The 20,718-nt window shown below is 65.8% G+C and carries 16 protein-coding genes; 3 read left to right on the top strand and 13 right to left on the bottom strand.

Annotated features, from left to right (window positions below; all coding sequences use genetic code 11):
• Nucleotides 1–133: 133 nt before the first annotated feature.
• From HMPREF3167_RS04040 to HMPREF3167_RS04010, 7 genes are all read right to left on the bottom strand, one after another.
• Nucleotides 134–745, bottom strand: a complete 612-nt coding sequence (locus tag HMPREF3167_RS04040; RefSeq protein WP_068538957.1) for a glutamine amidotransferase-related protein — start codon at nucleotides 743–745, stop codon at nucleotides 134–136.
• On the bottom strand, nucleotides 742–2,316 hold the full coding sequence (locus HMPREF3167_RS04035; RefSeq protein ID WP_070445636.1) for an anthranilate synthase component 1: 1,575 nt from the start codon (nucleotides 2,314–2,316) through the stop codon (nucleotides 742–744). Before HMPREF3167_RS04035 ends, HMPREF3167_RS04040 begins: the two co-directional genes overlap by 4 nt.
• A 176-nt stretch (nucleotides 2,317–2,492) precedes the next feature.
• Nucleotides 2,493–3,905 (bottom strand): amino acid permease, encoded by a 1,413-nt coding sequence (locus HMPREF3167_RS04030; RefSeq protein WP_070445632.1) that lies wholly within the window; start codon nucleotides 3,903–3,905, stop codon nucleotides 2,493–2,495.
• A gap of 157 nt (nucleotides 3,906–4,062) precedes the next feature.
• On the bottom strand, nucleotides 4,063–4,905 hold the full coding sequence (locus tag HMPREF3167_RS04025) for a MetQ/NlpA family ABC transporter substrate-binding protein (protein WP_062613767.1): 843 nt from the start codon (nucleotides 4,903–4,905) through the stop codon (nucleotides 4,063–4,065).
• A gap of 69 nt (nucleotides 4,906–4,974) precedes the next feature.
• The gene (locus HMPREF3167_RS04020; protein ID WP_062613768.1) at nucleotides 4,975–5,676 is read right to left on the bottom strand and encodes a methionine ABC transporter permease; all 702 of its coding nucleotides are present in this window, start codon (nucleotides 5,674–5,676) and stop codon (nucleotides 4,975–4,977) included.
• Nucleotides 5,673–6,659 (bottom strand): methionine ABC transporter ATP-binding protein, encoded by a 987-nt coding sequence (locus HMPREF3167_RS04015; RefSeq protein WP_068538960.1) that lies wholly within the window; start codon nucleotides 6,657–6,659, stop codon nucleotides 5,673–5,675. Before HMPREF3167_RS04015 ends, HMPREF3167_RS04020 begins: the two co-directional genes overlap by 4 nt.
• A 209-nt stretch (nucleotides 6,660–6,868) precedes the next feature.
• Nucleotides 6,869–8,545: a fumarate hydratase gene (locus HMPREF3167_RS04010; RefSeq protein ID WP_070445628.1), complete on the bottom strand. Its 1,677-nt coding sequence runs from the start codon at nucleotides 8,543–8,545 to the stop codon at nucleotides 6,869–6,871.
• Nucleotides 8,546–8,687: 142 nt separating this feature from the next.
• On the opposite strand from HMPREF3167_RS04010, the gene HMPREF3167_RS04005 reads away from it, so the two are divergent.
• From HMPREF3167_RS04005 to HMPREF3167_RS09810, 3 genes are all read left to right on the top strand, one after another.
• Entirely contained in the window at nucleotides 8,688–10,097 is a 1,410-nt protein-coding gene (locus HMPREF3167_RS04005; protein ID WP_070445617.1) for an amino acid permease, read from the top strand.
• Nucleotides 10,098–10,394: 297 nt separating this feature from the next.
• Nucleotides 10,395–11,858: an NAD(P)/FAD-dependent oxidoreductase gene (locus tag HMPREF3167_RS04000; protein ID WP_062613772.1), complete on the top strand. Its 1,464-nt coding sequence runs from the start codon at nucleotides 10,395–10,397 to the stop codon at nucleotides 11,856–11,858.
• A 10-nt stretch (nucleotides 11,859–11,868) separates the two neighbouring features.
• Nucleotides 11,869–12,039: a hypothetical protein gene (locus tag HMPREF3167_RS09810; protein ID WP_160326878.1), complete on the top strand. Its 171-nt coding sequence runs from the start codon at nucleotides 11,869–11,871 to the stop codon at nucleotides 12,037–12,039.
• Nucleotides 12,040–12,260: 221 nt separating this feature from the next.
• On the opposite strand, the gene HMPREF3167_RS03995 is transcribed toward HMPREF3167_RS09810, so the two are convergent.
• From HMPREF3167_RS03995 to HMPREF3167_RS03970, 6 genes are all read right to left on the bottom strand, one after another.
• Nucleotides 12,261–13,103 (bottom strand): anchored repeat-type ABC transporter permease subunit, encoded by an 843-nt coding sequence (locus HMPREF3167_RS03995; protein WP_070445614.1) that lies wholly within the window; start codon nucleotides 13,101–13,103, stop codon nucleotides 12,261–12,263.
• Nucleotides 13,100–13,819, bottom strand: coding sequence for an anchored repeat-type ABC transporter ATP-binding subunit (locus tag HMPREF3167_RS03990; RefSeq protein ID WP_062613774.1), 720 nt, complete (start codon nucleotides 13,817–13,819; stop codon nucleotides 13,100–13,102). Before HMPREF3167_RS03990 ends, HMPREF3167_RS03995 begins: the two co-directional genes overlap by 4 nt.
• Nucleotides 13,816–14,814 (bottom strand): choice-of-anchor M domain-containing protein, encoded by a 999-nt coding sequence (locus tag HMPREF3167_RS03985; protein WP_070445611.1) that lies wholly within the window; start codon nucleotides 14,812–14,814, stop codon nucleotides 13,816–13,818. Before HMPREF3167_RS03985 ends, HMPREF3167_RS03990 begins: the two co-directional genes overlap by 4 nt.
• Before the next feature lie 2 nt (nucleotides 14,815–14,816).
• Nucleotides 14,817–16,334 (bottom strand): anchored repeat ABC transporter, substrate-binding protein, encoded by a 1,518-nt coding sequence (locus tag HMPREF3167_RS03980; RefSeq protein ID WP_068538965.1) that lies wholly within the window; start codon nucleotides 16,332–16,334, stop codon nucleotides 14,817–14,819.
• The gene (locus HMPREF3167_RS03975; RefSeq protein ID WP_070445608.1) at nucleotides 16,312–19,758 is read right to left on the bottom strand and encodes a choice-of-anchor M domain-containing protein; all 3,447 of its coding nucleotides are present in this window, start codon (nucleotides 19,756–19,758) and stop codon (nucleotides 16,312–16,314) included. Before HMPREF3167_RS03975 ends, HMPREF3167_RS03980 begins: the two co-directional genes overlap by 23 nt.
• A 232-nt stretch (nucleotides 19,759–19,990) precedes the next feature.
• Complete coding sequence (locus HMPREF3167_RS03970) at nucleotides 19,991–20,605, bottom strand: thymidine kinase (protein ID WP_062613778.1); 615 nt, start codon at nucleotides 20,603–20,605, stop codon at nucleotides 19,991–19,993.
• Nucleotides 20,606–20,718 lie beyond the last annotated feature (113 nt).

Genomic DNA, 20,718 nt, shown 5'->3' with positions numbered 1-20,718 from the left:
GCTCGCGCACCCTGTCTTGGCGCTGTGCCGACAGAAGTCGTGAATATACCGGTTGCCGATTTCTATAGGGGCCTGGTCGCCTTCAGATTCACGAGTTGTGCCGGGGCCGACTAGAGCCGGTCTTTGGGGCTGGTCAGTCAGCCGTCAGCTCCTCGATCGCGCGTTCGAGCATCGTGGGCCCGGACATCGTCAGCACCGACTCGGGGTGAAACTGGAAGCCGAGTGCCTTGCCGTCCCGGCTGCGCGCGGCCATGACCACGTCACCGATCTGCGTGGGAGTGGTGGCAAGCGCCTCCATCTGCTCGGGCACGTCGGTGCAGCCGAGCGAGTGGTAGCGCGCCACGGGCACGGAGCGTCCGGGCTGGTCGGGGAGCGTGTCGGTGGCGAGGCCGGCGAAGATAGGGCTGGCCAGGCCAGCCTCGGTCAGGGTCATGGGAATCGCGCGGCCATGCTCGGGTCCACACGCGCGCACCACCCCGCCCCAATGCTCGAGCAGGGCCTGAAAACCCAGGCATACGCCCAGGATCGGGATCTGACCCACCACCGTGTCGATGAGTTCCATCATCACGCCCGCCTCGCGCGGGTGGCCCGGCCCGGGCGAGAGGCAGATCATCTCCGGGCCCAGGTCGGTGATGGCGGACACCGGCGTCGTATTGCGCACCACCACGCACTCCCGGCCCGTGCCGGCGAACGCGTCCAGCAGGTTGTAGACGAAGGAATCTTGGTTATCGAGCAGGACGATCATCGCTCCACCTCCAGTTTCTTACCCTGAGCTCGGGCGATGGCTTCCAGGACGGCCCGGGCCTTGTGCAGGGTCTCATCCGCCTCGGACTGCGGGTTCGAATCGCGCACCACGCCCGCGCCCGCCTGCACGGCCGCCACGCCGCCGGCCACGAACGCCGAGCGAATCACGATGCACGTGTCCATCGACCCATCCCCGCGCAGGTACCCGATCGCACCCCCGTACGAGCCGCGCCGGCGCCCCTCGAGCAACCGCAGCAGCTCGGTTGCCTTGATCTTCGGCGCGCCGGTCAGCGTGCCCATGTTCATGCAGGCCCGGTAGGCGTCGAGTGCGTCCATGCCGTCGGCCAGACGTGCCGTCACCCGCGACACCAGGTGCATCACGTGCGAGTACCTGTCCACCTGCAGCAGCGCCGCCACCTGCCGGGTGCCGGGCGTGGCCACGCGCGCGAGGTCGTTGCGCGCCAGGTCCACCAGCATCGTGTGTTCGGCGAGCTCCTTGGCGTCCGTGCGCATGTCGAGCTCAGCGCGGATGTCCAGCTCGTGGCTGATCGCCCCGTCCGCCCCACGCCCGCGTGGCCGCGTGCCGGCGATCGGGTAGAGCTCGACCTCGCGGGTGGCCGCGTCAAACTTTAGGTTCGACTCCGGCGACGCCCCAAACAGCTCGAACGGCTTCCCATCGCGCCCCACCCCGCGCTGGAAGAACATGTACGGACTCGCGTTCGACTCCTTCAGCCTGGCGTACGCCGCCGCCGCTTCCGGGCACGCCAGCGTGAACGTTCGCGCCGGCACCGCCTGGTAGATGTCCCCGCGGACGATCGCCTCCTTCATCTGCGCCACGATCTCCCGGTATCCCGCGTCGCTGATGTCTGCTTTCGCTTTCACAACGCCGTTCGGGTCGGCCGCGTCCGCCGCCGGCGTTGCACCAGGGGAGGCTTGCGCTGCCGCGAGCGCCTCCTGCGCGTGCGTCAGGGCGGAGGCCAGATCGTCGACGTCGGAGCCGGTACCCGTGGCGTCAGCCTGGATGAGCTCGGCCGTGCGAGCCGTGTGGTCCACCACCAGCACCACCTCCCCGAGTACGAACTGGTAATCGGGGCAGGCGTTGGCCGACTCCGCCACGCCCGGCAGGTCCTCGAAGGTGGCCACGTAGTCGTAGGCGAAGGTGCCGCCTACCCATGGCTGCGCGTCGCCGAAGTCGAGGGCCAGCAGTCGGCGCAGGGGCTCCACGGTGGAGGGTGCGAGCAGGCGGGCCCGCTCGTCGACGTCGTGCGACACTTCGAAGATCGCCTGGTTGCCCTCCACGCGGCACAGGCCGGAAAGCCCGGCGAGAACGTCCTCGGCAATGATGCGCCCGGTGGCCGTGAGCGGCTCGAGCGTGACCGACTGGCCTTCGCAGGTGGCGCGCACCGACGCGCGTAGGATCGCGATGGAGGTCAGACCCTGGCGGGTCTCGATGTCCGCCGACTCCAGGAGCATGAGTGTGGAGGGGTCGTAGCCGGAGTCGCGCGCGTCCAGGTAGGGGATGAGCGCCGCTACGTCGTCGACGTAGGGCACCTGCCTGCGGTAAATCTTCATGTCTGCCCTTTCCGGCGAAGGCTACAAAAAAGGCTCGTAGCTTTCGCACGAGCCTTGGGGTCAACACTGGAAGGCTCGTCTAGAGCCACCACCACTGACCGTTGTTCATGGAAACAATTTAGCAGGCGGGGGAGAGGTGCTGCTCGCCGAGTCCGGATTGTAAGCTGAAAACAGTCCTACCCGTTGATGATGTCCAACGTCACCCCGCGGCGGAGCAGAATCCGTTTGCGCACCACCCATACGAGGCCCAGCACCACGAACCAGACCGGGGTGAGCAGGGTGGGCACGCGGGTGGCAGGGAAGTAGACGAGCACGCACGCGATGAACGCGATGAAGGCCAGTGCCAGCCACGGGGTGACGGCCGCAAAGTGGAGTTTGAACTCGGAGGCCTCGTGCGCGGCGCGGTGACGCCTGCGGTAGCGGATGTAGGAAACAAGGATGAGCGCCCAGATGAACAGGATGAGCGTGGTCGCCACCGCGGCGATGAGCTCGAAGCCTTTGAGCACGCTGCCGCCCACGAACAAGATCGGCAGGTAGATGAGGATCAGCAGGCCGATGAACAGCAGGGCCCGGCGCGGCACGCGATGTGAGGACAGCCGCCCGAACAGGCGCGGCGCCTGGTGCGACTTGGCTAGCCCGTACATCATGCGCGAGGAGGAGAAGATCCCCGAGTTCGCCGACGACGCCGCCGACGTCAGCACCACGAAGTTCATCACCGACGCCGCTGCCCCCAGCCCGACCATGGCGAACACGGAGACGAAGGGGGAGGTCTCGGGGTTGATGGCGTCCCATGGCGTGATCGCCATGATGACCGCCAGCGCGCCCACGTAGAACACCGCGATGCGCAACGGCACCTGGTTGATGGCGCGCGGGATCGTGCGCGTGGGGTCCTTGGTTTCGGCGGCAGTGGTGCCGATCAGCTCCGTACCGATGAACGAGTAAATCGCGATCGAGAACGCGCCCAGGAACCCGGAGGCGCCGGTGGGGAAGAAGCCCCCGTGGTCCCACAGGTGGGTGAACGACGCCGGCTCGCCCGTCGGCCCCGTAAAGCCGCTGGCCACCATCACCACGCCCACGGCGATGAGGGCCAGGATCGCAGCGATCTTGATGAGCGCGAACCAGAACTCGACCTCACCGAAGAGCTTGACCGTCAGCAGGTTGATGACCACGAGCAGCGCGAGCAGTCCGAGCGTCACGAACGCCGAGACGGTGATGTTCTTGATCCAAAAGTTGAAGTAGCCGGTCACCACGATCATGTCGCCGATCGCGATCACCACCCACAAAAACCAGTACGTCCACCCCGTCACGAATCCCGCCCACGGGCCGATGAGGTGATGGGCAAAATCCTGGAACGACTTGTAGTCAAGGTTGTGGATGAGGATTTCGCCCATCGCGCGCATGATAAGAAACAGCACCAGGCCCAAGATCATGTAAACCAGGATGATCGACGGGCCCGCCGAATGGATCGTCGACCCCGATCCCATGAACAGGCCCGTGCCAATCGCCCCTCCCAGTGCGATCAGCTGGATGTTGCGGTTCGACAACCCGCGATGGAGGGCCTCTTCCTGTTCATGATCCTCGACTGGCATACGTGTCCTTTCACTTCGCGCACGTCTATGCCGAATCTATGCCCATTTGCGCTCACGACGCCGCAACTCGGCCTGCCAGAAAGCTCACGTTTGGGCACAACCCGGCCAAAAGGAAGGTGGCGGCCGCGAGGGCCGCCACCTTCGAGGGACCTAAGCCTTAGAAGGCCGGGGTCACCTCACCGTTGGGGTAGGTCTCCTCGATGAACTTGGCAACCTCCGGGGAATGCAGCAGCTCGTCAAGCTTCTTGATCGCGTCAAGCTTGCCGGAGTCCGCCTTCCACGCCAGGATGTTGGCGTACGGGTTGTTCTCACCGGACTCCAGCGCGAGCGCGTCCTTCGCCGGAACCAGACCCGCCTCAAGGGCGAAGTTGCCGTTGATAATAGCCAGGTCGACGTCGGGAAGCTGTACGGGGATCGACGGCGCCTCAGACTCGCGGATCTGCAGGTTCTTCGGGTTGTCCTTGATGTCGTAGATCGTGGGGCTGTCCACGTCCTCCAGCGTAATGAGACCCTCGGTCTCGAGCAGCCACAGGCCGCGCGCCTGGTTCGACGGGTCGTTCGTCACCAGCACGACGCCACCCTCGGGCACGTCGTCAAGGTTGGTGACCGTCTCCGAGTAGATGCCGAAGGGCTCGATGTGAACGCCCTTGCCGTGGTCGAAGTCGTAGCCGCGATCCGCGATCTGGGCCTCGAGGTAGGGCAGGTGCTGGAAGAAGTTGGCATCCAGCTCGCCAGCATCCAGCGCTACGTTCGGCTGGACGTAATCCGTGTACTCCTTGATCTCCAGCTGCAGGCCCGCGTTCTCGGCCAGGTTGTCCGCCACGAACTGCAGGATCGGGGCGTGCGGTACCGGGGAAGCGCCAACCACAAGGGTGGTCAGGCCGTCGGCGGAGGCGGACGATGACGTCGTCGACTCCGAGCTGTTAGCAGAACCGTTGTCAGAAGAGCACGCCGTGAGGGCGAGGGCCGCGGAGGCCACGAGAGCAAAAATCTTACGCATGATGAATCCTTGTCTAATGGGTACGAAAGTGGAGGCTAAGACTGAAGCGAGGTCCCGGATGGCTGCGCCTTAGCGGTGGTCAACCATCCGGCTCAGCATGTCGCCGAGCCACTGGATCATCTGCACCATGAGCAGGATGACGACAACGACAATCACAATGACGTCGAAGTTGTAACGCTGGTAACCCTGGTTAATCGCGAGCGCGCCCAGGCCGCCGCCACCCACGGCGCCAGCCATCGCCGAGTAGCCCACAATCGTGATGACGAGGATCGTCACCGAATTTATGATTGAGGGCAGGGCCTCGCGCACCAGCACGTCCCACATGATGCGCACCGCAGGCGCGCCGGTCATCTGCGCGGCCTCCACCTTGCCCGGCTCGACTGCGAGTACGTTCGACTCGACCATGCGGGCGAAGTAGGGGATCGCGGATACCGCGAGCGCGATGGTGAACGCCAGCCAGCCGGTCGCCTTGAGGAACGGCAGGCCGATGCCGCGGATAAAGAAAAGGACGATGATCGCCAGGATGATGAACGGGATCGCGCGGCCCAGGTTGACCAAGGCGCCCACGATCTTGTTCGTGGTGGGCGCGGCGATGAGGCCGCCTTTGCGGGTCTCGGACAGGATCAGGCCGATCGGAATCCCGATCGCCACAGTGATGAGCGACGACAGGCCAACCATGTAGATCGTTTCCAGGACCGCCGGCCACAAGCCGCGCGCGATCGCCGGGTTGGAAAACCAGGAATCCGTGGCGAGGAAGATGTCGAAACTCATGCGCGCACCTCCGCGTGAATGCCGTCGGCTGCGAATGCCTGAAGAGCGTGGGAAACCTTCTGCGCCGGAATCGCCAGCGCGAGGCGGCCCACCTGCATCTCTCCCACCGACTCAAACAGGCCGGCCGCGATGTCGCCGCCGAGCTCGGCCACGCGAGCCATCACCTTCGAACCCGTGGGGATGCCGGGGCGGGACGTGAAGTAGATGTCGACCAGGGTGTCGTCGCGTAGGCACTCCGGCTCAACTTCGGGCAGCGGGATCAGCTTCTTGGCCAAGCGCGACTCGGGGTTCGCGAGCGCGTGGTCGATCGAACTCGATTCGACGATCCGGCCCGCGTCCAGGAGGGTTGCCGACGTGCAGATCTTACGCACCACGCCCATCTCATGCGTGATGACCAGGATCGTCACCCCGAGCTGCTCGCGCACGTTCTTCAGGAGGTCGAGGATCTGGTCGGTAGTCTCCATGTCGAGTGCCGAGGTGGGCTCGTCAGCCAAAACCACCGAGGGGCGGATCGCCAACGCGCGGGCGATGCCGACGCGCTGGCGCTGGCCACCCGACAGCTGCGCAGGATAGGACGCCCCGCGGTCCGCAAGGCCGACGAGGTTGAGTAGCTCAGCCACCCGCGCGTCACGTTCGGCCTTCGGGATGCCCGAGACCTTAAGCGGATATTCAATATTTTCGGCCGCCGTGCGGGCCTCTAGCAGGTTCGCGCCCTGGAAGACCATGCCGATGCGGCGACGCTCTGCGCGAAGCGGGCGGCCCGAGAGAGTGGTGAGGTCCTTACCGTCCACGAGAATGGCGCCGGAGGTGGGCTTTTCCAGGGCCGTGAGACAGCGGATGAGCGTGGACTTGCCCGCGCCCGATTCGCCTACGATGCCGTGGATTTCGCCGTCCATGATGGTGAGCGAGAGGTCGTCGAGTGCCACAACGGACTCAGCTCCCTTGCGGGGGTACACCTTGGTGACCCCTTGCAGCTCAATCATGGTTCTCCTTCTTCGCCACCGGTCCAAACGCTGCCGAGGTGGCGACCTGTCCGGTGATTACAGTGAACAGTAAACACGTCGATCCTTGGCGCTGCAAAAGGATCTCACCCTTCGGGTGAAGTGTAGGCAAGGTCACGGGCCGGCCTGGCAAACACACGGGGTGCCCGGGACCTCACGTCCCGGGCACCCCGTGCTGTATCAGCCGAACCTTACAGCCCCGGACGCTTCCCCAACGTGACGGACACGGTCTGGGAGCCGGCAAAGAAGTCGTTGCCCTTGTCGTCAACCACGATGAAGGCGGGGAAGTCCTCCACCTCGATCTTCCACACGGCCTCCATGCCCAGCTCCGGGTACTCGAGGAGTTCGACGTGCTTGATGCAGTCCTCGGCCAGCTGGGCGGCGGGGCCGCCGATCGAGCCGAGGTAGAAGCCGCCGTACGTCTTGCACGCGTCGGTCACCTGCTGGGATCGGTTGCCCTTGGCCAGCATGATCATTGACCCGCCCTCGGCCTGGAACGGGCCCACGTACGAGTCCATGCGTCCCGCCGTGGTGGGGCCAAAGGAGCCGGACGGCTTGCCCTCCGGGGTCTTCGCCGGGCCGGCGTAGTACACGGGGTGATCCTTCATGTACTGCGGCATACCCTCGCCCTTGTTCAGGCGCTCTTGGATCTTGGCGTGGGCGATGTCGCGTGCCACGATGATCGTGCCGGTGAGCGACAGGCGGGTCTTGACCGGGTACTTGGTCAGCTCGGCGAGCACGTCCTTCATCGGCTGGTTGAGGTCGATGCGCACCACCTCGTCGCCTGCGGTGTGCCCGATCTCCGCGTCCGTCTCAGCCGGGTAGAACTGGCCCGGGTTGAATTCGAGCTGTTCGATGAATACGCCTTCGGGCGTGATCTTGCCCTTCGCCTGACGGTCCGCAGAGCAGGACACCGCGATCGCCACCGGCAGGGAGGCTCCGTGGCGGGGGAGGCGGACCACGCGCACGTCGTGGCAGAAGTACTTGCCGCCGAACTGAGCGCCGATCCCGATCTTGCGGGTCATCTCGAGGACCTGCTCCTCCATGTCGAGGTCGCGGAAGCCGTAGCCCTCTTCGCCGCCGTGGGGGGGTAGCTCGTCGAGGTACTTGGCCGAGGCGTACTTCGCGGTCTTGAGCGCGTACTCCGCCGACGTTCCGCCGATCACGATCGCCAGGTGGTATGGCGGGCAGGCGGCCGTGCCGAGCGAGCGGATCTTGCCCTCGAGGAATGGCATCATCGAGTCGGGGTTCAGGATCGCCTTCGTCTCCTGGTACAGGTAGGACTTGTTCGCCGATCCGCCGCCCTTCGACATGAACAGGAAGTGGTATTCGTTTTCGTGCCCGGGTTCGGTGTCCGCGTACAGTTCGATCTGCGCGGGCAGGTTGGTGCCGGTGTTCCTCTCTTCGTACATGGTCAACGGCGCGTTTTGTGAGTAGCGCAGGTTGTACTTGCCGTACGTGTTTTGTACGCCGCGCGAAAGCGCCCGCTCGTCGACGCCGGGGGTCAGCACCCGCTGGCCGCGCTCGCCCTTGATGATGGCCGTGCCGGTGTCCTGGCACATGGGAAGCACGCCGTCGGCCGCAATGAGCGCGTTGCGCAGGAGGGTCTTGGCCACGAAGCGGTCATTCGGGGAGGCCTCCGGGTCTTCCAAGATCTTCTCCACCTGCTTGAGGTGGGCGGTGCGCAGGTAGAAGTTGATGTCGTGGAACGCGGTCTCAGCCAGCAGCTCCAGCGCCGACTCGTCCACCTTGAGGAACGTCATCCCATCGGGGCCCTCCACGGTCTCCACGCCTTCGGTGGTGACCAGGCGGTATTCCGTCTTATCCGGCCCGACGGGCAGCATGTCCCTGTACTTGATATCGTCCATGAAAGTTTCTCTCTACTAGGCGTAAAACCCCTCGCTTAAGAGGATAGGAGCTGCCTCCGACATTCCGCGGGCATAATGGCCTAATGCAACACGACACTCACGAAATTGACGTCCATTCCCGTGGCGGGGCTACCATGAAGGCGTGAACGACGATTCCCAACTCCAACGCGGCCTCACCTCGGCACAGGTTGCCATGATTGCCCTGTCCGGGGCGCTCGGCACCGGGCTTTTCCTCGGCTCGGGCTCGGTCATCGCCTACGCCGGCCCCGCCACCGTCATCTCTTACGCGCTCGCGGGCAGCCTTGCCCTGGCGATTGTGTGGGCGCTGGCTGAGATGGTCACGGTCCACCCGGTCCCCGGCGGGCATGGCGCGGTGGCGGCGTCGTACCTGGGGCGCTTCGGCGGTTTCGTCACGCGCTGGAACTTCGCGATCACAATGATGGTGGCAGTCGGCGCCGAGGTGGTCGCCTCCGCCACGTACCTCACCTATTGGTTCCCCGCACTCCCGCTGTGGCTCGGCACAATCCTGTGCTCGGTGTTCATCGGCGCGCTCAACATGTTTTCCGTCCATCTCTACGGCTCGTCTGAGTACTGGTTTTCAATGATCAAGGTAGTGGCGATCGTCGTCTTCATTTTGCTCGGCCTGGCCGTGGTGCTGGGGCTTGGGACCAACGACGCCGTCGGCGTGCGTTACCTGACCGAGGGCGGCTTCCTGCCCAAGGGCGTTGGGGGAGTGCTGGCGGCGGCGTGTATGGCGGTCTTCGCCTTCGGTGGGATTGAGAACGTGTCGGTGGGCGCGGCCGAGTCCGCCAACCCCACCCGCGATATCCCCCGCGCCGCTCACACCATGATCTGGCGCCTGCTCATCTTTTACGTGGGCGCGATTCTCGTGGTCCTCGTGCTCCAGCCCTGGACGCTGACGGCAGCCGTGGCCGGCACGGTAGAACAGTCACCGTTCGTCAAGGTCCTGGAGATCACGGGCGTGGCCGGCGCCTCGCACGTGATGAACGCCGTGCTCATCGTCGCCGCGCTCTCGGCCGCAAACGGCTGCCTCTATTCCTCCAGCCGCATGTTCCACTCACTCGCCGTCGACAGCGAAGCCCCACGCTTCGCCAGCCGCACCAACGCCAAGGGCGCCCCGCGCGGAGCCGTGGGCCTCGCCATGTGCGGAATGGCACTCGCCGCTGCGCTCGCGATCCTCAGCCCGGGCAACGTGTTCATGTGGCTGTACGGCATGGCCACCATCGGCATTCTCGTCACCTGGGTGATGGTGATGAGCACCCACATCGCCTTCCGCGCCAAGCGTGCCCGGGCCGGCCTGCCCCTGCCCACCAACCGGCTGTGGGGCAGCCCCGTGACCAACGTGGTGGTCCTCGCCGCGAGCGTGGCCATCTTCATCGCACTCTACTGGCTCATGCCGATCGCCTGGTATGCGGGCGTGCCCTACATCCTCGCCCTGTCGGTGGGCTACTGGTTGCTCTCGCGCTCGCGGGAGTTGCCCGCCCCACGCGACCTCCTGGCCGAATCCCTCGCCGCGCAGGCCGGCAAGTAGGAGATCTACCAGCGCGAACAGCCGCACACCGACGTCGAATACGGCCTGCTGGCGGGGTACACCGTGGAGCTCGCCGGGGTAAGCGGCCGGGCGCCGAAGGTAAGATACCTTGCCACGGCGTCGGGAGACCAGAAGGCCCGCATCGCCGAACGCTACTAGGCCGCGCGGACGGCGTCGTGAAACCGAAAAAGAAAAGACTTTGGTGTACTTCCAGAAAAACGAAGATACCCGGTGGGGTATAGCGTATGATCGTGACAAGCGGCAACGACGCCGCATCGCTAAATGGCTGGAGGGAAAATGGCCACAGTTGTAGTTCTCGGAGCCGGAATCTCCGGGCACACCACAGCCCTGCACCTGAAGAGGATGCTGGGCAAGAGTCACAAGGTTGTGGTTGTCAGCCCCAATTCGCACTGGAACTGGATTCCGTCGAATATCTGGGTTGGCACGGGGCGAATGAAGAAGAAGGACGTGGTCTTCCCGCTCGCACCGATTTACAAGCGCAAGGGCGTGGACTTCCGCCAGGCGCGCGCCACCGTCATCCACCCCGAGGGTGACGCCGGCGACTCGCGGCCCTACGTCGAGGTCGTCTACACCGACCCGAAGCGCGAGGGCGAAGAGGAGAAGATCCACTACGACTACCTCGTCAACGCCACCGGCCCGCGGCTCAACTTCGGTGCGACCCCGGGCCTCGGCCCGGACAACGGCTACACGGTCTCCGTCTGCACAGCGGATCACGCCGTCGAAGCCAATGAAAAGCTGATGGAGTCGATCGAGAAGATGAAGCGCGGCGAACGCCAGACCCTCGTGGTCGGCATGGGCGCCGGCAACTGCACCTGCGAGGGCGCGGCCTTCGAATACACGTTCAACGTGGACCACGAACTCAAGCGTTACGGGGTGCGCGACAAGGCGGACCTCATCTACCTCACGAACGAATACGAGCTGGGCGACTTCGGCGTGGGCGGCATGCAGTTCGTGGAGCGCGGCTTCAAGCAGTCCTCGAAGATGTGGACCGAGTCCATCTTCACGGAGCGCGGGGTCGCCTCGATCCTGGGCGCCGGCTGCAAGGAGATCACCGAGGACACGATCAAGTACGAGGTGGTCGACGACGACAAGACGTACGAGCTCAAGTACGACTTCGCCATGCTACTGCCCCCGTTCACCGGCCAGGGCCTGTCGGCCGTGGACAAGGACGGCGAGCCCATCGAGGGTCTGTTTAACCCGGCGAACTTCATGAAGGTTGATGCCAACTACACGCCCAAGTCCTATGACGAGTGGCTCGCCACCGACTGGCCCGAGAAGTACGAGGTGCCGCAGTACCCGAATATGTTCGCGGTTGGTATCGCCTTCGCCCCGCCGCACCCGATCTCCAAGCCGCGCGCCTCCGCGCTCGGCACTGCGATCGCGCCTGCCCCGCCGCGTACGGGCATGCCCTCGGGCGTGATGGGCAAGACGGTGGCACTCACGATCCGCGACCGGATCAAGAACGGCGCGTCCGCCCCGGCCCACGAAGCCTCCATGTCCCGCCTCGGCGCGGTGTGCGTGGCCTCCGCCGGCAACGACATCCTCAACGGTTCGGCCGCATCCATGGCAATGTACCCCGTGGTGCCGAACTACCAGAAGTACCCGCAGACCGGCGGCCGCAACACCAAGCTCACCACCGGCAAGATCGGGCTCTCTGGCCACTGGATGAAGACCTTCCTCCATTACCTGTTCATCTACAAGGCGAAGGCCCTGCCGGGCTGGACGCTCATTCCGGAATAGAGAGGGCATCATGAACAACGCCGACAACCCGACCATCATCCGTTCCTACGACGACGTGCCGGTGCCCACCCGGCTCACCCTGCATCTGCGCAAGAACCCCGTGTGGCAGCTAGGCCACTTCGTGAGTTCTGCGCTCGGGACCATGGGCATGGTGGTGCGCGGGCACGATAAGAAGATGTAAGTACGAGCAAGGGTGCGGCCGGGGGAGACCTCGACCGCACCCTTTTGTGCCGGCGTCCGGCGTCGATGGCAGAATGATGCCGAGGAAAGGACGAGGATAGCAAAGCGCGTGACGATGGCCGACCTGGGTCTCGAAGGTGCGCGCCATCCTCGAGCGCGCTTCGAAGAACGCTGGGATCACCGTGGCACACACGGGAGCCTACGCGCCTACGCGCGCCGAGCTTAACGCCTAAGCCGGTGTGCGGGTAGCGCCCGGACCGCCCACACGAGCGCGAACGCGGCCGTCAAAATGAGGACAATCGCCGCGCCCGTGGGCAGGTCCCACACCCACGACGCCCAAATGCCGAAAAACGCGCCCGCCGAGCCAATGGCGGGCGCGATCAGCATCATGGGCACCAAGCGATCGGTCAGGAGCCGGGCGGTGGCGGCCGGCGTGATGAGCAGGGCGAGCACTAGGATGTTGCCCACGATCTGCACGCTCATCACCACCGCGGCGGCGATGGTGAGGTAGAGAACCACGTCTACGAGCCCGGCGCGGATACCGAGCGAGGAGGCGTAGGCGCGGTCGAGGGAGACGATCACCAGTTTCTTGTGGGCGAGCGCCAGGGCGGTGAGGATCGCGGCGGCGCCGATGGCGATGGAGGTGAGGTCGCCGGGCTGGACGCCCGTGAGCGATCCGAACAGGATCGATTCGAGCGAGCCGGTGTAGGTGGAGATGCGCGCCATGATGACCAGGCCGAGCGCGAAGGCGGCGGCGAAGAAGATGCCGATCACCGAGTCCTCGCCCACCTTCCGGTTCTGCGTGAACACGGCGATGAGGAGGGTGACGACGACGCCGGCCACTGCCCCGCCCAGCAGTACCGAGCCGCCCACGGCGAAGGCCACGGCGATGCCGGGGAAGACGGCATGGGCGAGCGCGTCACCGATGAAGCTCATGCCGCGAAGGACGGTGTGAACGCCCACGGCGCCACAGATGATAGCCGACAGGATTGCCACCACCATGGCCCGCTGAAGGAAGGCAAGCTGGGGGTTGGCGAGGTCGGCGAGGAAGTCGAGCAGGCTCATGTCAGTCCAATGGTACGAAGCAGGGCGGAGTCGGGGCGGACGGCGAAGGTGTCCATCCAGATGTGGGGGTCGCGCAGGTTGTCCGGGGCGTCGACGGCGCGGATCGTGCCGGCGAGCAGGGCCAGTCGGTCGGCCATGCCCACGGCCTGCGTGAGGTCGTGGGTGGACATGAGGATCGCCACCCCGGCCTCGGACAGGGAGGTGAAGAGATCGGTGAGCGAGTCCTGGGTGGGGTGGTCGAGGCCGGTGAACGGCTCGTCCAGCAACAACACCTGGGGCCCAGGGGCGAGGGCGCGGGCGATGAGCACCCGCTGCTTCTGCCCGCCCGAGAGCTCGTCGAGCGTGCGCTCGCGCAGGTCGATCATCCCCACCATCTCCAGGGCGTCGTAGACGGACCGCCAGTGTTCAGCCTTCGCCCACTGCCACGGGCGCATGCGCGCCTGCAGGGAGGTCATGACCGTTTCTTGCACGGAGATGGGGTAGTTCCAGGCGATGTCGTGGCGCTGGGGAACGTAGCCCGGCGCACCCGAGCGCTCGATCGTGCCGCGCGCAGTGGGGATGAGCCCCATGATCGCGCGCATGAGCGTGGTCTTGCCCGCGCCGTTCGGCCCGAGCAGACCCATGATCTCGCCCGGCTCCACCGTGAGCGAGACACTTTCGAGGATCGTGCGCCCGCTCAGGCACACGTCCACGTCGCGAAGGGCAAGGACGCTCACTTGTCCTCCAGGGCGCGGGCCTGCGCGGAGCTCGTGCGCTTGCGTAGCACCACGAAGACGGCCACGACGAGCAGGGCCAGGCCCGCCATGCCAAGGACGACGACGCCGGTGCTCGAGTCGCGCTGGTCGCGCGCGGTGGCGTCGGGGCTGGCGTCGTCAGCCTGCTCCGAACCATTGCTGCTCTGGCCCGCGCCAGACTGGCCCTCGCCCGTCTGTTCCGAGGCGTCAGCCGAGCCGTCGGGCGTCGTGGAGTCCGGCTGTACGGCGGCGATGGCCGCCCACACGTCGTCGACGCTCGTCTCAGAGCCGACTGCCACGTTGATGTAAGCTGTGTCGCCGGCCGTCGTGCCGTCGTTGAGAGTGGCGGTGAAGGATAGGCGGATGCGGTGCACGCCCGGCTCGGTGAAGGCCCAGTTGACGTGCGTGTGCGTGTTAATCTCCACCGAGATCGGCTGGGACTCGGCCTTCGCCGAATCCCACAGTAGGTCCGGGCCTTGGAAGTTGCCGGCCTGGACGAACGCGGTGAAGGTGCCCGGGCCCTCGTGGCCCTCGAAGACGATGTTGACCGTGCCGTTGACCTGGTCAATCACTGCCGGGTCCTGCGTGTTCCAGCCCAGCCACGGCACGCCCGAGATCTCCTGCTGGGGGATCACCCACGCCTGCGTGCCGCCCACGAAGTCGTAGCCCTCGGGCACGTCGAGCCGGGCGTCGTCGGAGACGCGGTAGACGACGTCGTTGGTCTGGCGCCATGTGGGGGTGGCGGCGGTGTCGTCGCGGGCGAGGACCTGCCACTGGCCGTCGATGATGCGCGGGCCCATGTCCACGTGCCCGGCGTCGATCACCGTCTGCTCGCCGGCAGGGGCTACCGCCTCGTCGGCGTTCACGCGCTGCGTGAGCGCGGGGTCCACGGCCGTGGAGTCGGTGGTGGCGGCCGCGGGCACGGTGAGGGCCGTGGCGGCGAGGGCGAGCGCGGTGAGCGCGGAGAGTCGTTTCATGTCTATCCTTCAAACGTCCATGCTGGATACGAGCTCGGATCCAGGCACGATTTTAATGCGGTGATGTTGTGAACCACCAGGTCAATGTAGGTGGGGGCGTCCGGGGTGAGCGAGTCGGAGGACAGGGAGCACACGCTAATCCCCAGGCCGTCCGCGATCGACGTCAACTCGCCCGCCCCCGACTTCGTGGAGGCCTCCGTAAAAACCGCCGGTACGTGCAGGTCGCGCAGCGTGGCGGTGAGCGTGGCGAGCGCCCCGGCCGACGGCTCAAGCGACGGGTTCGCCGACGCAAACCCCGTGATCGCAAGCCCGTAGGCGTTGGCCAGGTACCCGTAGGCGTCGTGGGCCGTCACCAGGCGGCGGTTAGCGGGCGGGATCGTGGCGAGCACGTTCGCGGCCCACGCATCGAGCCGCTCGAGCCTGGCGATATATGCCGAGGCGTTGGCCTCAAAGACGTCCGTGTGCTCGGGCTCGATCGCCGAGAGCTGGTCGCGGATCACCTCCACGTAGGCGATCGCGTTGGCAACATCCAGCCACATGTGCGGGTCAATTTCCCCGTGCACGTGCCTGCCGATCACGGCCTGCGCCAGCACCCACGCGTCCTCCCCGGGCTTGCCGAGAAAACGCCACTGCGGGTCCGCCGGCACCTGCGTGCGGGTGGCGTGCGGGACCGCGACGACGACGTCGGCCGGCTTGCGCTCGAAGCTGCGGCCCTTGTCCTCCCCGCGCAGCGTGAGGTCGGCCTGAGCGAAGAGGTCCACGTGCCCCGAATCCAGAGCATTCGGCCCCGGATCGGTGCCAACGGCGAACTCGATCGTCGCCTCGGCGGGGGAGGAGCCGCGCATGTCGGCGTCGGGAATCGCCTCGATGGTGAGGCGGTAGCGGCCGGGGGCGGTGAACCCCCACGACATGTGCGTGTGCGAGCCGGCGGGGAGGGCCAGCTGGTCGCCGTCCAGGCCGTTCGAGGAGTCGAGCCAGATCGAGGGCTGGCCGAACACGCCCGTGGTGAAGGCCGAGATGTTGCCCGGGCCCTCGAGCGCGGTGGCGCGGAAGGTCACCGTTCCGGGGTCGGAGTAGCGGCCGGCCACGCGCAGGCCCAACCAGATCGTGTCCAGCGCCTGGTCTTCGACGAGCGGGATGTGGTAGCCGCCCACTGCCACCGACTCGTCCCCAAGCGCCACGTTCGGGCTGCCCGCGGGAAGGTTCGAATCGACCATCGCACGGATCGACTCGTTTTCCAGGAGCAGCCCGTTAGAGAACGCCGTCTTCGCGCGCGTCACGTGGCGCAGCATCGACAAGGGCGGCTCGTACGTGTGGGGGTCGGAGGAGGGCGGAACGAGGGAGACGACGTCGATCGCGTCGCCCGCCACGTTCCGCACCAAGTCGGCCACGACCGGGGTGGTGGCGACCACCCCGGCCGAGTCCTCCGTAGGTGCGGCGCACCCGGCCAGCGCGAGGCTGGCCAGGAGTGCTAGAGAGCGGGCGAGCCCGCCCCGGTTATGCGAAGCGCCTGCGAACAATCAGCGCACCGCCGATGCCCATGAGCGCAATCGTGAGGGCCGCAAGCGTGGACACGGTTGCACCGGCGTGAGTGAGCGCGGTGGTCTGGCCGGCCGCCACGTTCTTGCCCTCCGCTTGGAGCTGGGCGATCTGCTCGGCCGAGAGCTGGCAGTCGGCGCCCGACGCCGTCTTGCCCACCCACTCGGTCTTGATGTACTTATCGCCCTTCTTCTCCACGCCCGCCGGCAGGCCGTTATCGCTGGCCGCGCCGCCGAACCAGCGCTCGCCAACCACCTGGCCGAGGTTGCCCGAGGAGAACACCGCGAGCTGGCCCGGGCCGGTCACGCTGGACAGCGACCACGTGACCTCACCGGTGGTACCCGAGACGATCGACGGGTGCTGCGTATTCGCGCCCACCCACGGCACGCCCGGAACAGCGGCGGAGGAGATCATCCAAATCTGCGAGCCCTTCGGGGCGATGAACTCCAGGCCTGCGGGTGCGGTGGCCTTCGAAGCGTCGCTCAGGCCGAAGACGAGCGAGCCCGGATCGACCCACTTGGCCGGCTGGGTGCGGTCATCCTTCACCTTGAACATGAGTTTGTCGCCCTCGAGGACCGAGCCGATGTCGAAGTGGCCCGAATCCGCGTTGCCCGAACCTCCCACATTGAACGTGAGGGTGCCCGTGGCCTGGACGCGCTTACCGCTCTTGAGCTTGGCGGTCTGCGTGATCGTCGCCTTGTAAGTGCCCGGTTTGGTGAACACCCAGTTCGGGTGCGAGTGGGTGTTGGCCGGCACGGTGTAAGAACCGCCCGATGCCTTCGCCGCCGGGCCCGAAACTTCGGTCTCGATCGGGGTGGGGATGCACTGCTCCACAGCGGCGCCGCCGCCCGTGATCGTGCCCGCCGGGCCGGTGCCCGCCGCGCCCGGGGTGCCGGTAGCGCCAGGCGTTCCGGTGGCGCCGGGTGTTCCGGTGGTGCCGGGGGCGCCGGCCGGCTTGTCCGGGGTCTTGCCGCCGGGCTTGCCGCCGTTGTCGGCGTCGCCCTTATTCGAGCCATCGGTGTTGCCGTTGCCCGTGTTGTCGTTACCGGAGCCGTTGCCGGCTTCGTCGTTGCCGTTGCCCGTGTCCGTGTTGTCGGTGTCACCGGCGTCGGGCGCGGACTTGTCCTCCACGACGATCCGGATCTTGCCGATGTCCGACGTTATCGACGTGCCGTCCTTATCCGTGGCAGAGACCTGCATCGCGAACTCGTACGTGCCCGGGTGGGTGAAGACCCAGTTGGCGTGGATGTGCGCCGGAAGGGTGTTGGTCACCGTGGTAGTCTTCGAGGCGTCGACCAGCAGATCCTGCAGGCCCGCGAGGCCCTGCGTGAAGGCCCAGGCCTTCGCGCCCTCGTCCGCCGACGCCGAACGAGCCATCGACGCCATCATCGGCATCGCGCGTCCAGCAACCTCGGGAGTCGCCTGTGCGCCTCCCGAGGGTACCGAGATCGGCGTAAAGGTCATCGTGGTGCCATTGGGGAAGGTCTCCGTGGGCAGGCGCTCGGTAGAGAAGCCCGGCCATACCAAGCCCCTCACCTGCGACTGCGGCAGCACGTACAGCGGCGTGCCGTAATCGCCCAAGAAGTTGTAGGACTCATCGCCAAAGACGCGCTTGGAGCGCACCTGCTTTCGCACCTTGGCCTTGAGAGTGACGGCGTCGGGATCGCGAACCACGCTACGCGGTTCGATAGTGCGTGAATCGTCGCCGACGATGATTCGCAGCGAGCCGTCCGGCGTGAGCGTGGGGCCGTAGTCGATGTGGCCCTCCGTGATCGTCACGGCCTCGGTCTTGATGGCGCCTTCGGTCTCGGCGCTGGCGTTGTCCTCGGCCTCGCCAGGCTTGCCGTTATCGCCAGCTTCACCGTTTCCACCGGCATCGCCGGTCGGCTGGTCGGTGGGGTTGTCCGGGTTCTCCGGCGCCGGAGTCTCCGGCTCCGAGGGTGCGGGCGCATCGCTACCGGGTGCAGCGGCGAAGTTCGCAGTCGCGGTGAACTCCGCGCCCTCGGCGTCCAGCGTGGTGCGGGCCGCCGGGTACTGCGTGGCCGGGGTGAGATCCCAGTGGGCCTGGGTGGTGTCACACCAGTCGTCCACAAAGCTCTTCGAAATCGTCATCGAGCGCGAGGAGCGGGTGGAGGTGAAGTTGATCGGGCACTCTTCGGCGGTGCTCGACACGTCCTCGCCGAAGCCGCCAACCACGCCGAATTCCACGTTCGGATCCTCGGGCATGGCGGTGATGACGTAGTTATCGCCCTCGAGCTTGCTCGACATCGTCACCTTGGTGGAGGTGATCGCCGCCGGGCTCAGGTTCTTCGCCGGGATGTTGGTGTTCGTGGGGGCCGGGAACTGGCCGGGCTCCGACGTCGTCGTCGCCTTATCGCCGAGCTTGTAAGAGACCGGGGCGGTCATCCAGCGCGGGGCGGGCGAGCCGGCGTCGGGAACGTAAACGGCCTGGAAGCTTGAGGTCTGGGAGCCGATCATCTCGCTCCACGTAGCGGAACCGCCGGTCAGAGGCTGCTCGGCCAGGTAGTAACCGTCGATGTAGAAGGCCACGCGGCCCGTGGCGGCCGGATCGCCCGTGTCGAAGGTGATCGACGTCATCGGCTCGGTGCCCGAAGGCGCAAGCGTGAGCGTGGGCTTGAAGGACTGCGATGAGCCCGTCTCCTGGGAGGCGTTGTAAGCGTCGATCACGTTGCCCAGCTTGGCCTGACGCGGATTGCTACCGCCAACCTGCCACTCCATATCCTGCGGAGCGGAGGTCACGAACTGGCCGGTCGTGGCATCGCGGTACGTGGTGCGGTAGGTGAGGTGGTACGTGCCCGGCTTGGAGAACGTGGTGTTGAGGTGCGTGTGAGCACCGGCGCCGAGCTGGAGGAAACGGTAGTCGTTCTGGTGGCTGGAGAGGAAGCGCTCCTGCGGATAATCATCATTCGTGTAGCGGAACATCTCCATCTGGCCCGGGCCGGTGAAGTCCACGAGCTCCAGCTGGAACATCTGGTCGCGGAACTCCTCCACCGGGATGCCGGCGTCCGAACCGTAGCCGATCCACAGGTTCTTAGCGCCGCCCGTGGCATTGATGGGGGAGCCCCAGTAGAACAGGTCGCCCGCCTCTCCCAGGAAGCGATACTGGGGATGCTCGCCAGCGGTGTAATAGAAGTACTGCTTGCCGCTGGAATCGTAGCCCTGGTGCAGCCAGTGCAGGCCCTTCTCCAGCGGCGTGACCTGCTGGCCGGAAGCCTTGATCGTCAGGGCGTCATTCTCCCAGAACACCTTCGGGGAATCGGTGTGGCCCTGATCGAAAATTGCCTTGCCCTCCGTGGGCGCGGCCGCCGCCGGTGCCAAGAAGGAGACGGCGAGTGCGGAGGTAGTGAGGGCGGCGAGCCGCTTCGCCCAACTCAGACGCGACAAGAAGGATCACCTACTTTCAATTGAGAATCTTTATCACCTACAAGTGTAACGGGAATCGATATCGATATGAAGGTGGTGGGGTGTGGCGTAACGCGCACGTGTGGATCGATCAGAACCCTGGGCTGTCTTGTTGCTAAAAGCGGAGTCTTCGGGCGCAGAATCCAGATGCGTCTGCGCTCGGATGCATCTGAGGGTGGAAGTCGGTGATTACTTGCGGTACTTGCTTGCAGGGCTACTCGCGGTGGCCGTCGATCGGGCCCACCAGCTTGAGGAAGCACTGCCCGCACAGGGCCATGTACTCCACCTCGGAGCGGTTATCGATCTCGATCTGTTCGCCGTGGAGCACGAACTGGCCGTTGACCTTGCGGGCGTTAAAGTTCGCCTTGCGCCGGCACCCCGCCCCACACATCGTCTTCAGTTCCTCGAGGGTGTGGGCAGTCTCCAGCAGGCGGGCCGAGCCGGGGAAGACCTTGGTGAGGAAGTCGGTACGTAACCCGTAGCACAGCACCGGGATGTTGAGGGTGAGGGCCGCCATGAGCAGCTGGTCCACCTGTGCGGTGGTGAGGAACTGCGCCTCGTCCACGAGGATCCCGCCCACCGTCTTGCCTTCGATGGAGGCGAGCCAGTTACTCGCAAGCTCGAACAGGTCGTCGTCCTCGGCCACGAGGTGATCCACGAGCCGCTCGATCCCCATGCGCGTGTAGAGCGCGGCGCCGGCCTTCGAATCCAGGGCGGGCTTAAGGATGAGGATCTGCTGGTGGGATTCTTCGAAGTTGTGGGCCGCCATGAGCAGGCCGGCGGTCTTACCCGAGTTCATCGTGCCGTAACGAAAATACAGTTTTGCCACTGCTCATCCCTTCGAAAGTGTCCAGCTGTACCAGCATAGGGCATCGGCGGGAAAGAATTGTCGGAGGGGCATGGGAGAGTGGAGATATGGAGATGGAAGAACGCCAATACACG

This window comes from Trueperella sp. HMSC08B05, assembly GCF_001808405.1.
Classification (GTDB): domain Bacteria; phylum Actinomycetota; class Actinomycetes; order Actinomycetales; family Actinomycetaceae; genus Trueperella; species Trueperella bernardiae.
The sequence above is the reverse complement of the archived record's forward strand: the minus strand, read 5'-3'. Positions and strand labels throughout refer to the sequence as shown.